This window comes from Brevundimonas sp. KH_060, from assembly GCF_057838275.1.
In genome coordinates this window covers 3,394,821-3,407,011 of sequence record NZ_CM174463.1, presented here as the reverse complement: position 1 = coordinate 3,407,011, position 12,191 = coordinate 3,394,821, and the positions used below count along the sequence as shown (strand labels likewise).

Sequence of the window (12,191 nt, the reverse complement as noted above, 5' to 3'; positions counted from 1 at the left end):
GCCGCGTAGCAAGGCTTGCCAACCCTGCATCCAGAGTTAAGACCGCTTCCATGCCCAAGATCACCTACATTGAACACGATGGAACCGAGCACACGGTCGAGGTCAAAAAAGGCCTGTCCGTGATGGAGGGCGCGATCCGCAACAATGTGCCGGGCATCGACGCCGATTGCGGCGGCGCCTGCGCCTGCGCCACCTGCCACGTCTATGTCGACGAGAACTTCGCCGCCGAGACGGGCCGCCCCTCGGCCATGGAGGAGTCCATGCTGGACTTCGCCGAGAACGTCGAACCGAACAGCCGCCTGTCCTGCCAGATCCGCGTCACCGACGACCTGGACGGCCTGATCGTGCGCCTGCCGGAAAGCCAGCACTGAGATGATCGACGCCCGGCTGCTGGATGCGGTCGGGTCTCTGGCCGCGCGCCACGCCCGGCCGGACCACATTCCCCTGATCGGCGTCGCCGGAGCGCAGGGTTCGGGCAAAACCACCCTGGCCCGCATCGCGGCCGAACGGCTGAGCGCCGCGCATCTGTCGCTGGACGACGTCTATCTGACCAAGGCTGAGCGCCAGACCCTGGCCCGCGACGTCCATCCCCTGTTCGCCGTGCGCGGCCCGCCGGGGACGCACGACCTGAGCCTGCTGGAGCGCACTCTAACCGCCCTGCGCGCCGCTGAAGCCGACAGCCGCACGCCGCTGCCCGCCTTCGACAAGCTGGCCGATGATCGCGCGCCCAGAACGGACTGGCCTGTGTTTGCGGGTCGCCCGTCGGCGGTGCTGATCGACGGCTGGTGCCTGGGCGCGACGCCGCAGGCCGAGGCCGACCTCGCCGCGCCGATCAATGCTCTGGAGGCCGAACGGGACAGGGAGGGGAGCTGGCGGCGCGCGGCCAACGCCGCCCTGGCCGGTTCCTACGCCCAGACCTTCGCCCGCTTCGACGCGGTGCTGTTCCTCAAGGCGCCGTCCTTCGACGCTGTGCTGGACTGGCGCTGCGAGCAGGAGGCGGGGCTGATGAACCTGCCGCCCGCCGATCTACCCTCCGCCAGACGCGCCGAACTGGCCGTCTTCATCCAGCATTTCGAGCGGATCACCCGCCATATGCTGGCGGGCGGGGTAAAGGCGGACATCGCCATAACGCTGGACCGCCAGCGACGCCCCTTCTCCCCTTGAGGGAGAAGGGGGGCGCCGGAGGCGCTCGGATGAGGGGTGTCGGCGCCTAGATGAGTTGTTGAGGCTCGGCAGAAGATCAAATTTTCAGGCCTGAGCGCTTACACCCCTCATCCGTCAGGCTCCGCCTGCCACCTTCTCCCACAAGGGGAGAAGGATGAAGGTCAGTCCGCCGGCATCCGGCCGTAGTTGACGGCGATGCGGCCGATCAGGCCCTTGACGATCAGATCGACGGGCGAGCCCTCGCGATAGTCCCCCGCCGCGACGAAGTTGACCCGGTCCTCCGAGATCAGGCGGTGGATCTTGTCGTGGTCGCGCGGGGTGCTGTCGGGGTCGTAGACGGCGATGGAGAAGCCGCCCTTGGTGTGCATCATCTTCATGGTCGGCACATCGGTGTCGCCGTCGCCCAGGAAGATCATGCGGTCGAAGGGGATGGGGCGCTCCTCATCCGGGATGAAGCGGTTGATACGCTCATCCTCCCAGTGGTTGTGCACCCCCTTGTTGATGCGGAACAGATACTGGGTCTTGGTCGTGTAGTTGACGCCCACGGCGGGCCAGACGGCCACGTCCTCGTCGTCATAGGCGTATTTCGAGGCGAAGACGTGGGTGAAGGCCTCGGCGATGGGGCAGCCCTCGATCATCTCGGTCAGGCCCGCCGAGATGATGTAGTGCTCGATCTCCAGCCCGAACTGGGCGCCGAAGGCGTTCATCCGGTCGAACCAGGAGCGATCGCGCAGGCCCTCGAACAGGGCCACGTCGCGGCCGTGGTCGCGCAGCGTCTGGCGCGTCACCGGGGCGCCCTGTTCGCGCGCGGCCAGCAGCATCATCTGCATGTACATCAGGATGCCGTCGCCGTCCGAGGCGATGGTCCGGGGGCGGACAGTCTCGTTCCAGAACTGGGCCGGCGTCATCCCGATCGAGGGGATGAAGCTGACCTCCTGCATATTGCCTCGCGCCAGGGTGCCGTCGAAATCATAGATGACGGCGGTCTTGAGCAGGGGGCGGGTCGTGTCGGCCATGAGGACGTCCTGGAAGGCTTGGACACGCCCTCTAGCACGACTGGACGGCCAAGATCAGCCCAGCAGCAATTCCGGCGCGGCGGTCGGCGCCGTCGCCTCGACCGGCAGGTGCAGGATGAAGGCCGCGCCCTTGCCCGGTTCCGACTGAACCTCGGCCCAGCCGCCGTGCAGTTCGACCAGGGCCTTGACCAGCGCCAGGGCCACGCCCGGCCCGCCGCGCTCCCGCCGCACGAAGCGATCGAAGACGTGGGCCTGCAGATGGTAGGGGATGCCCCGGCCGGTGTCCTCGACGCGGATGCGGACCTCGCCCGGCCCGGCTTCGGCGGTCAGGCTGACGGCGCCGCCTTCGGACACGGCGCGGCAGGCGTTCTCCAGCAGGTGGTCGACCGCCTGGGCGATGCGGCGGGCGTCGGCGCGGATCGGCTTCAACCCTGCCGGGCAGGCCAGGTTCAGCGTGGCGCCCCGGCCCTCGACCTTGGCCCTGATCTTTTCCGCCGCCTCGTCCAGCAGGTCGCAGACCCGCACGTCGCCCAGCGTCAGCTCCATCTCGCCCGCGTCGATCTGGGCCATGTCGAGCACGTCGTCGATGGAGCGGGCCAGATGGCTAGCCGCCACGCGGATGGCGCCCGCGTGCTGACGGCTGCGCTCGGGCAGGTCGCCCATCGCCTCCAGCAGTTCCGAATAGCCGACGATGGTCGTCAGCGGCGTCCTAAGCTCATAGGAGACGCTGCCGACGAACTCGCGCTTCAGCGCCTGGCTCTCGGCCAAGGCGGCCTCCTTGGCGGCCAGGGCTTGCTCCAGCTCGCGCCGGGCCGTCACGTCGAAGAAGGCGACCAGGGTGGCGCCGTCGGGCAGGGGGCGGGTCTGCCAGGCGGCGATGCGGCCGTCCTCGGTGCGCCCTTCGCCGGAGATGGCCACGCGGCTTTCCGGGTCCGGATCGGCCACACGCGCCTTCAGCCCCAGCCACAGGGCGGCGTCGGGCAGGACCGGCCGGCACAGGGCGGCCACGGCGTCGAAGTCGCCCGCCTCCATCAACCGCTCGCCGGCCACGTTCCAGAAGCTTTCGAAGGCTTCGTTGTGAAGCCGCAGCCGTCCGTCCGAACCGAACACGGCGACGGCGTCGTTCAGCTTGTCCAGCGTCGCGCGTTGGACCTGGATCTGGGCGTTGTAGCGGCTGCGCAACTGCAACTCGCCGGTGATGTCCGAGAAGATCAGCAGGATGCCGCCCAGCGGGTGCGGCTGGCGCACCACCCGCAGCGTCCGCCCGTCGGGCAGAGACCAGCTGTCGTCCGGCGAGGCCTGGGCGGCGCCGTAGAAGTCCAGCTCCTCGGCCTTCCAGGCGGCGTAGTCGACGACCTCGGGCAGCAGGCGCTTCTGGCGCAGTCGGTCCAGCAGTTCGGCATGGGTCGGGCGCTCGTCCAGCCAGGCCGGATCGACCCCGAACAGCGACTGGAAGGCGGTGTTGTGGAAGGCCAGACGCTTGGACGGGCCGAAGATGGCCACGGCGTCGGCCAGGTGGTTCAGCGTCTCGTCATGGGCCTCGACGTGACGGCGCAGGGTGTCGCGCGTCTCTTCGGCCTCGGTCATCTCGATGGCGAAGGCGATGACGGCGCCGCGCCCGCCCGCCAGCGGCTCGGCCAGGATCTTCCACGCCCGGCGTCGGCCGCCCGCCGTGGTCCAGCGGAAGCCTTCCTGACGCGCGTTGAGGCGCAGGGCCTCGGCCACCACGGCGTCGGCGCCCCGGTCGAAGCTGAGGGTCCGGCTGCGCGCCTCGTCCAGCGTCTCGGCGCCCGTCTCCAGCAGCCAGGCGCTGTTCGCCCAGATCAGATGGCCCGCCCCGTCGACCACCCAGGTCGGCGCGGGGGATTGCTCGGCCAGAGCGCCCGGCCCGGCCTCGCCGCCCGTATCAGGGCCGCCCAGGCGCGACAGCCGCAGCCAGGCCCCGCCGCCGTGCGCCCGCCCTTCGACCGCCCAGGTTCCGTCAGTGGTCTCCAGCAGGGTCTCGAACGCTTCTCCGGCGCCGATCAGGGCCTCCATACGGCCGGTGTGCGATTGTCTCAGGGCCGACAGGATGGCGTCGGCCGCCCCCGCCGCGTCCTGGCCCGGCGCGAGAGCCGCCAGCACGTCCGCGGCGCCGAAGACGCTCTCGATCTCGCCATCGGGGCGCAGGCCCAGGCGCACGTCGTCGAACGCCATCAGGGCCGTAGCCCCCGCCTCCGCCTGGATGCGAGCGCCGGCGAGGCCGTCCTCGACCTCGGCCTCGCGCGCGACCAGCCGGGCGCGCAGGCGCCAGGCCCAGACGCTGACCGCCAGCGCCAGCCCCGCCGCGCCCGCCGTGGCCGCAAAGGCGATGTCGGCCGCGAGATCCGCCTCGGCCATGCCTTCCCCAGAAAATCCGATCCAAGCGTCGGCCGCCCGTCAGGTCAGGCCGATTCGGCGTTTACCATACTCTGATTGGGCGAATTGCGATGCGGCCCATGCACGCGCGGCCGCCTCTGCGATTGCGGCCCAGCCCGACGCGGGCGATATCCCCGACATGACCACGCCCTGGACCGACCAGATCGCCCCCTCGCTCGACGATTTCGCCCGCCTGGCCGAAGAGGCCTTTGCCGGCTTGCCCGACCTGTTCCGCCAGGCGGCGGGAGACGTCGTCATCCGCGTTGACGACTTCGCCGACGAGGAGATCCTGCGCGATCTGGAAATCGAAGACCCGTTCGAGCTGACCGGCCTCTATTCCGGCGTCCACATCGGCGAACGCGACGCCATGGGTCCGGCGCCAGAGCCGTCGCGCGTCTTCCTGTATCGCCGGCCCATCCTCGACGAATGGTGCGAGCGCGGCGATGTCGGCCTGGCCGAGATCATCGCCCACGTCCTGATCCACGAGATCGGCCACCACCTGGGCCTGGACGACGACCAGATCCACGCCATCGAGGACGACGAGGACTGACATGCTGTATGTCTTTCCGCCTGAAACCTACGTCCGGGCCGTCGCGGACTATGATCGGCCCTATGAGGATCCGATCGACGTGCGGGCAGGCGACGCCGTGGTTCCGGTCTCGGACGGCTCCATGCCGACGGACTTCATGGGGTGGACCTGGTGCGTCGGCGCGGATGGGCGCGCAGGCTGGACGCCCGACGGCTGGTGCGAGCCCGCGACCTCCGGCTGGCGCCTGATCCGAGATTTCAACGCGCTCGAACTGACCGTCCGCGCAGGAGACCGCCTCCGGCTGATCCACAGCGAAAGCGGCTTCCTGTTCTGCGAGACGGCAGCTGGAGAGCGCGCCTGGCTCCCCGACGCCGTCGTCGTCCTTGAACGAAACGACTAGTCCGCGATCCGCTCCAGCTTGGCGGCGAAGAAGCCGTCCAGTCCGCCCTTTTCCGCCCATTGCGACGGCAGGATGCGCAGCCAGCCTTCGGGGGTCAGGGCCTCGTCCGGGGCGCCGATCTCAGCCGGGATCGCCGCGACCGTGCGGAAGGCCGGGTTGCGGCGCAGGAAGGCGATGACCTGCGTCTCGCCCTCCTCGCGCTCCAGCGAGCAGACGCAGTAGACCAAGCGCCCGCCCGGCTTCACCTTCTCAGCAGCGGCGTCCAGCAGGCGATGCTGCACGTCGGCCAGCTTGGCCACGTCGGCGGGGCGGGTGGCGCGCAGCACTTCGGGGTTGCGACGATAGGTGCCGGTGGCCGTGCAGGGCGCGTCCAGCAGGACCGCGTCGAACGTGCGGTCGTCTTCCCAGTCTTCAGCCGGAACGGCGACGACCTCGGCCTTGAGGTTCATGCGCTCGAAATTCTGACGCAGTCGCTTCAGCCGCGCCTCGGAGCGATCCAGGGCGACGACCTCGGCCCCGGCTGCGGCCAGTTGCAGCGTCTTGCCGCCCGGCGCGGCGCACAGGTCCAGCGCCGTCTCGCCCGCCTTGACCGCCAGCAGGCGCGCGGGGACGGCGGCGGCCGCATCCTGCACCCACCAGTCGCCGGCCTCGAAACCGGGCCAGGCGGCGACGTCGCCGCGCTTGCCGGTGCGGACCGTGCCGCCGGGCAGGGCCTCGCCTTCGACCGACGCCGCCAGTTCGGCCGGATCGACGCCGGGCTTGGCCGTCAGGTCTGTCGCGGGTTCTTCGCGCGTGGCCAGGGCCAGGCCGATCAGGGCCCCCTCGCCATAGGTCGCCTTCCAGCGCTGGGCCAGCCAGTCGGGCAGGTTGGACTCGGCGGTCGTCAGGCCGGGGCCGTCGCGGCCGACGCCGCGCAGCACGGCGTTGACCAGATTCTTGTAGGGCCGGGTCTTGGCGTCGCGCTCGGCCAGCTTGACCGCCGTCGACACCGCCGCAAACGCCGGGGTGTCCAGCACCAGGGTCTGGGCCAGGGCGACGCGCAGGATCGTCAGCACCGCCAGCGGCGGCGCCTTCTGCAGACGGCGCTCCAGAATCTGATCGATCTCGCCCAGACGGCGCAGGGCCGCCATGGCCACGGCGCGGGCGAAGGCCCGGTCCTGCGGCGGCAGATCGCGCGCGGGCGACTGCGACAGGGCCTCGTCCAGGCCGGTGCGCTTCTCCAGCGCCGCGTTCAGCAGGACGCCCGCCACCAGGCGCGCCTCGACGCCGATGTCGGCGTGCGGGTCGTCCGCGATCGGGCGCGGGGCCGCTTCACGACGCGGGCCGCGCGCCTTTTCGGCGATGCGGCGGCCGCGCGCGGCGGAGCTTTTGCCCTTGGGCGTTCCCCCGCTCACACCGACACCTGGGTGCCGAGTTCGACCACGCGGCCGGGCGGAATGCGGAAGAAGTCGGTCGGATTGGCGGCGTTACGCATCAGGAAGATAAACAGCTTGTCCTGCCACAGAGGCATGCCCTGGCGGGCGGAAGGAACGACCGAACGACGGCCGAGGAAGAAGCTGGTCGACATGATGTCGAACTTCAGCCCCTGCTTGCGACACAGGCCGAGCGCGCGCGGCACGTTCGGCGTCTCCATATAGCCGAACGTCAGGGTCAGTCGCTTGAAATCATCGCTGATCGGCTCGACCGCCACCCTTTGCAGGTCCGGCACGCGCGGCCGGTCCGAGGTGTGAACCGTCAGGATGATGTTCTTCTCGTGCAGCACCTTGTTGTGCTTGAGATTGTGCATCAGGGCCACTGGCGCCACGTCCGGGTCGGAAGTCAGGAAGATGGCCGTGCCCGGCGCCCGGTGCGGCGGGCGGGCGCGCAGCATCTCGATCAGATCGGTCAGCGGCAGGCTGTCCTTGCGCGTCTTGTCGGCCAGGATCTGCGAGCCGCGCACCCAAGTCCACATCAGCATGACCAAGCCGCCGCCCAGCACCAGCGGCATCCACGCCCCGGCCGGAATCTTCAGCAGGTTGGAGGTCAGGAAGACCGCGTCGATGAAGCCGAACGGCACCAGGGTCAGCAGGATGGCCCACCAAGACCACTTCCACTTGTGACGCACGACGGTGAAGGCCATCAGGGTGTTGACCATCATGGTCCCCGTCACCGCCACGCCATAGGCCGCCGTCAGATTGTGCGACGACTGGAAGCTGACCAGGACGAACAGCACCCCGACCAGCAGCAGGCTGTTGATCGCGGGAACGTAGATCTGACCAGCCTGGGTCTCGGAAGTGTTGCGGATGTCGATACGCGGCAGCAGGCCCAGCTGGACCGCCTGCTGCGTGACCGAGAAGGCGCCCGTGATCATCGCCTGGCTGGCGATCACCGTCGCCGCCGTGGCCAGGATCAGCATGGGCCAGTAGGCCAGCTGCGGCACCATGTTCCAGAAAGGGTTGCTCGCCGCGCCGGGGTGCGACAGCAGGAAGGCGCCCTGACCTAGATAGCAGAGCGTCAGACACGGCAGGACGATGAACAGCCAGCTCTGGCGGATCGGCGCCTTGCCGAAATGGCCCATGTCCGCATACAGCGCCTCGGCCCCGGTCACGGCCAGGAAGACGCTGCCCAGGATGACGAAGCCCAGGAAGCCGTCGGCGATCAGCAGCTTGATCCCGTAATAGGGCGACAGGGCCTTCAGGATCGACAGGTCGTCGAAGATATGGACCACGCCCAAAACGCCCAACGACAGGAACCAGATCAGGGTGATGGGGCCGAAGAATTTGGCCAGCCCCGCCGTGCCGCGCGACTGGACCAGGAAGAGGGCGATCAGGATGCCCGCCGCCAGCGGCAGGATGAAGGGGTCCAGCCGCCCGTTCAGGCCGGGCGCCTCCTGCAGGCCTTCGACGGCCGACAGGACCGAGATGGCGGGCGTGATGACGCCGTCGCTGTAGAACAGGGCCGCGCCGCAGACGCCCAGGACGAACAGCCAGGCGCTGCGCCGTCCGATGGCGTGCTGGGCCAGGGCCATCAGCGACAGGGTGCCGCCCTCGCCCTTGTTGTCGGCCCGCATCAAGAACATGACGTATTTGAACGTCACGACGACCATCAGCGCCCAGAAGGCCAGAGACACCACGCCGATGATCGCCAGATCGCCGCCGACGCCCTTCTGGGCGTGGGCCGTCGCCTCGCGCAGGGCGTAGATGGGGCTGGTGCCGATATCGCCGAACACCACGCCGATGGCGCCCAGGATCAGGGCGCGGTGGCTGGCTTTGCCCCCGCCATGACCGTCCGTCCCGCCGGAAGGCGGAGTCTGGGCGTTTACAGGAGAGGAGGCGTTGGCGGTTGGCGCGGCGTCGCCGCGGGGCGTATCCCCGACCATGCAATGTTCTCCGGGTCGCGCGAGGAGGCGCGCGCCCATCAAGAGCGGCGGGCCTTTAGACCTTTTCCGTCAGCGGTTCAATCGCGCCCCGTTTCCGGACGCGCGGCGGACGACAGGATGCGGCGGTCGTCCTTGGCCTGCAACAGCACCACCACCCCTTCGTCGACCCCTGCATCCTGGGGCAGGGGGAACAGCACGGGCCGCCCATTCCAGTCGCCCAGGCGGCGCACTTCGCGCACCACATTGACGTGGGTCACCGCCCGGCCGCGGTTGTCGCCGCCCTTGACCTCGACCGTCTGCTGGCCCGGCCGATAGACGACGGCGACGACTTCGGCCCCGCCGCGCGGCGGACGGCCCGAGCCGATGCCGACGCGGTCGCCGGTCTCGCGGAACTCGATCTCAGGGGGCCAGCCCCGACCCTGCGCCTCGGCCTCGACCGCCGCCTTCAACTCCGGCGAACGGGCGCCCGAGACATGGCGACGCCCATCGATCACCACCTGCGGCGTCGAGACGTTCCGCAGCCTCAGGGCCTGGCGATAGGCGCGCTGACGCTCGGCGAATTCCGGGCGGGCGAAGGTGTCGGACCAACCCAGATAGTCCCAGTAGTCGACGCCGTAGGTCAGAACGATCACGCCCGGATCCTCGGCCACCGTCTCGACCGTGCGATTGGCGTCGGGACATCCGGCGCAGCCCTGGGCGGTGAACAGCTCGACCACCACCGGCTGGACCGGGGCGTCGCGCTCGCGCGGGCGCGAAGGCGCGGCGGCGACAGCCAGCAGGCCCGCGCCCACGACCGCCGCCGTCATCCCATACCTGAACAGGCCCCGTGCCATCATGGCGGCGATCCTATCCTTTCGGCCCGATAACGCCGCTCATAAATGCGTGAGCGGCGTTATACGCAGCCTATCGGCCTTCGCGCTCAAGCAGACCGAAGGCCGATAGCGCGCCAAAGAACGCCCTCAGTCCATCAGTTGTTGGCTGAGATAGACGTAGTGACGCGCCCAGCGGCGGGCGTTGGCCACCGGATCCGCGTCGTTGGAGTGGCCGCCCGCCGTGTCCTCGAAATAGAGATGGTCGTGGCCCTGATCGCCCAGGCGCGCCGCGAACTTGCGGGCGTGGCCGGGGTGCACCCGGTCGTCGCGCGTGTTGGTGGTGATATAGACGCGCGGATATTTCACCTCGGGCCGCAGCTGCTGATAGGCCGAGTAGCGGGCGATGAACTCGGCGTCGCCCGGAATGCGCGGATCGCCGTATTCGCCCATCCACGAGGCGCCCGCCGGCAGCTCCTGATAGCGCAGCATGTCGATCAACGGGCTTTCGATAACCGCCGCGTTGAACAAATCCGGATGCTGGGTGATGGACACCGAGGTCAGCACCCCGCCGTTCGACCGGCCGTAGATGCCCAGATGGCGCGGGCTGGTGATGCGGCGCTGCTCCAGATCGCGGGCCACGGCCGCGAAGTCGTCGAAGGCGCGCTGGCGGTTCTCGCGCAAGGCCGCCTGGTGCCATTGCGGCCCGAACTCGCCGCCGCCACGGATGTTGGCCTGAACGAAGACGCCGCCGTTCTCGAGCCACAACTTGCCCATCTCGGGCTTGTAGGCGGGCGGGAAGCTGGCCTGGAAGCCGCCGTAGCCGAACAGGATGGTCGGGCCGGCCCCGTCCATCGCCAGGTTTTTCGGCCGGGTGACGAAGTAGGGGATTTTCGTCCCGTCGGTCGAGGTCGCCTCGAACTGCTCGACCACATGGGTCGAGGCGTCGAACTTGGCTGGGGCCGATTTCAGCTCGGTCAGGGCGCCGGTGGAGACGTCGGCGAGGCTGAGGGTCGGCGGCGTCAGGAAGCCCTGGGTCGAGACGAAGACCTGGCCCTTGCCCTTTGAGCTGTCGCCCAGGCTCACCGCGCTGTTGGCGGGGACCGCGATATCGGTCGCCCCCCAAAGTCGATATTCGCCCTCACCTGTCGCATCATACTTGACCAGTCGGCCAACGACATTGTCGGCCAGAGCGACGATCAGCGAGTCCCCGACGATCGACACGTTCTGCACGGATTGGCGTTCTGATGGAGCGAAAACTCGACGAGAATCCCCCCCTCCCGTCATAGGCTTCGGCGGTAAGGCTACGGGGGGCGAAGCTAGCTCAGCCAGCCCCACAATCAACAACGAACCCGGTGCGTACTCCGGTTGACGCCAGCGCCAAGCCTCATCGTTGGAGAAGACCAGTTCGCCTCCTCTTGTACCGAAAATCGACACCCGCGACGGCAGATTCAATTGAACCGGGCGTCCATCCTTCAGCCACCAGATTTCTGACCGGAAAGTGTCCAGCGGGCGGCTGAACAGCACGGCCTCGACCGCGCCCGCCTTGTCACGGAAGACCATGGGCGAGACGCCGTAGCCGCCGTCGCCTTGCTGGCCGCGATAGACTTCGGTCGCGTGCGCCAACGGATGGCCGCGCGTCAGGGATTTGACGATGTAGGGATAGCCCGACTCCGTCAGGCTGCCGGGGCCGAAGTCGGTGGCGATCAGCAGGGTGTCGCGATCCAGCCAGCTGATGCGGTGCTTGCCTTCGGGGATGACGAAGCCGCTGTCGACGAAGGTTTTCGTCGTCAGGTCGAACTCGCGCACCGTCACAGCGTCCTTGCCGCCGTCCGACAGGTTGATCAGGCAGCGCGTCTCGTCCGGCGCCAGGCAGTTGGCGCCCTTGAACACCCAGTCCTTGCCCTCAGCCTTGGCCAGGGCGTCGATGTCCAGCAGCGTCTCCCACTGCGGCTGGGCCGCGCGATAGGAGGCCAGCGTCGTGCGGCGCCAGACGCCCTTCGGATTGGCCGCGTCCTGCCAGAAGTTGCCGAGACCTTCGCCCAGGAAGCTGACGCCGGGGATGCGGTCGGTCGCCGTCAGAATGGCCTCGGCCTGCTGACGGAAGGGCTCGTAGCGGCGGTCGCCGGTCAGGGCGGCCAGGGCCTTTTCGTTCGAGGCGGCGACGAAGGCGCGGGCCTCGGCGCCGTCCACCTCTTCCAGCGCCAGATGGTCGTCAGCGGCCTTGACCCCTTCAGGCGACAGGTCGCGCGGGAAGTGCGGCGGCGGGGTCGTCGCGGAGGCGGCCGCCGGGTCGGCGAGCGCGCCTTGAGCCAGCACCGGACCAGCAGCAAGGATCAGGACGGGCAGGGCAGCTGACAGGAACAGGGTTTTCACAATCTTCTCCGTTCATCCCCGCGGAGGCGGGGACCCAGTGCTTTGGCCCCAAGAGCCGCTGCCGAACTATGATGCTCCAGCCGCAGGTCGAGCGCGGGGCTCAAACCTGGGTCCCCGCCTCCGCGGGGATGAGCGGGTGTGA

Annotated in this window: 10 protein-coding genes; 4 read left to right on the top strand and 6 right to left on the bottom strand. The window is 69.0% G+C overall.

Going from position 1 to position 12,191, the window contains the following annotated elements; translation table 11 throughout:
• Positions 1 to 50: 50 nt before the first annotated feature.
• Both AC3IPP_RS16860 and AC3IPP_RS16855 read left to right on the top strand, forming a co-directional pair.
• The gene (locus AC3IPP_RS16860) at positions 51 to 371 is read left to right on the top strand and encodes a 2Fe-2S iron-sulfur cluster-binding protein (RefSeq protein WP_003166502.1); all 321 of its coding nucleotides are present in this window, start codon (positions 51 to 53) and stop codon (positions 369 to 371) included.
• 1 nt (position 372) lies between these two features.
• Positions 373 to 1,164, top strand: a complete 792-nt coding sequence (locus AC3IPP_RS16855) for a kinase (protein ID WP_489149779.1) — start codon at positions 373 to 375, stop codon at positions 1,162 to 1,164.
• Positions 1,165 to 1,325: 161 nt separating this feature from the next.
• Here AC3IPP_RS16855 and AC3IPP_RS16850 read toward each other — a convergent pair whose 3' ends face one another.
• Entirely contained in the window at positions 1,326 to 2,180 is an 855-nt protein-coding gene (locus AC3IPP_RS16850) for an HAD family hydrolase (protein WP_087141411.1), read from the bottom strand.
• Positions 2,181 to 2,234: 54 nt separating this feature from the next.
• The gene (locus AC3IPP_RS16845; protein ID WP_489149778.1) at positions 2,235 to 4,559 is read right to left on the bottom strand and encodes a sensor histidine kinase; all 2,325 of its coding nucleotides are present in this window, start codon (positions 4,557 to 4,559) and stop codon (positions 2,235 to 2,237) included.
• 157 nt (positions 4,560 to 4,716) lie between these two features.
• Here AC3IPP_RS16845 and AC3IPP_RS16840 point away from each other — a divergent pair, with 157 nt between their 5' ends.
• Together AC3IPP_RS16840 and AC3IPP_RS16835 are read left to right on the top strand one after the other, a co-directional pair.
• Entirely contained in the window at positions 4,717 to 5,127 is a 411-nt protein-coding gene (locus tag AC3IPP_RS16840; RefSeq protein ID WP_087141409.1) for a metallopeptidase family protein, read from the top strand.
• 1 nt (position 5,128) lies between these two features.
• Entirely contained in the window at positions 5,129 to 5,506 is a 378-nt protein-coding gene (locus tag AC3IPP_RS16835; protein ID WP_489149777.1) for an SH3 domain-containing protein, read from the top strand.
• Here AC3IPP_RS16835 and AC3IPP_RS16830 read toward each other — a convergent pair.
• The 4 genes from AC3IPP_RS16830 to AC3IPP_RS16815 form a co-directional block, all read right to left on the bottom strand.
• Positions 5,503 to 6,900 (bottom strand): RsmB/NOP family class I SAM-dependent RNA methyltransferase, encoded by a 1,398-nt coding sequence (locus AC3IPP_RS16830; RefSeq protein WP_489149776.1) that lies wholly within the window; start codon positions 6,898 to 6,900, stop codon positions 5,503 to 5,505. The two genes, AC3IPP_RS16835 and AC3IPP_RS16830, sit on opposite strands and share 4 nt — an antisense overlap.
• The gene (locus AC3IPP_RS16825) at positions 6,897 to 8,864 is read right to left on the bottom strand and encodes a potassium transporter Kup (RefSeq protein WP_489149775.1); all 1,968 of its coding nucleotides are present in this window, start codon (positions 8,862 to 8,864) and stop codon (positions 6,897 to 6,899) included. The genes AC3IPP_RS16830 and AC3IPP_RS16825 overlap by 4 nt, the downstream gene beginning before the upstream one ends.
• 77 nt (positions 8,865 to 8,941) lie before the next feature.
• Positions 8,942 to 9,700 (bottom strand): DUF1223 domain-containing protein, encoded by a 759-nt coding sequence (locus tag AC3IPP_RS16820; protein ID WP_087141405.1) that lies wholly within the window; start codon positions 9,698 to 9,700, stop codon positions 8,942 to 8,944.
• A gap of 123 nt (positions 9,701 to 9,823) precedes the next feature.
• The gene (locus AC3IPP_RS16815; protein WP_489151075.1) at positions 9,824 to 12,052 is read right to left on the bottom strand and encodes a prolyl oligopeptidase family serine peptidase; all 2,229 of its coding nucleotides are present in this window, start codon (positions 12,050 to 12,052) and stop codon (positions 9,824 to 9,826) included.
• Between the last annotated feature and the right edge of the window lie 139 nt (positions 12,053 to 12,191).

What these genes read in the sequence shown, in the direction of transcription:
- AC3IPP_RS16840 (WP_087141409.1), top strand. Translation starts at nt 4,717, where the DNA reads ATGACCACGCCCTGGACCGACCAGATCGCCCCCTCGCTCGACGATTTC.
- AC3IPP_RS16850 (WP_087141411.1), bottom strand. Translation starts at nt 2,180, where the DNA reads ATGGCCGACACGACCCGCCCCCTGCTCAAGACCGCCGTCATCTATGAT.
- AC3IPP_RS16860 (WP_003166502.1), top strand. Translation starts at nt 51, where the DNA reads ATGCCCAAGATCACCTACATTGAACACGATGGAACCGAGCACACGGTC.
- AC3IPP_RS16820 (WP_087141405.1), bottom strand. Translation starts at nt 9,700, where the DNA reads ATGATGGCACGGGGCCTGTTCAGGTATGGGATGACGGCGGCGGTCGTG.
- AC3IPP_RS16835 (WP_489149777.1), top strand. Translation starts at nt 5,129, where the DNA reads ATGCTGTATGTCTTTCCGCCTGAAACCTACGTCCGGGCCGTCGCGGAC.
- AC3IPP_RS16825 (WP_489149775.1), bottom strand. Translation starts at nt 8,864, where the DNA reads ATGGTCGGGGATACGCCCCGCGGCGACGCCGCGCCAACCGCCAACGCC.
- AC3IPP_RS16845 (WP_489149778.1), bottom strand. Translation starts at nt 4,559, where the DNA reads ATGGCCGAGGCGGATCTCGCGGCCGACATCGCCTTTGCGGCCACGGCG.
- AC3IPP_RS16855 (WP_489149779.1), top strand. Translation starts at nt 373, where the DNA reads ATGATCGACGCCCGGCTGCTGGATGCGGTCGGGTCTCTGGCCGCGCGC.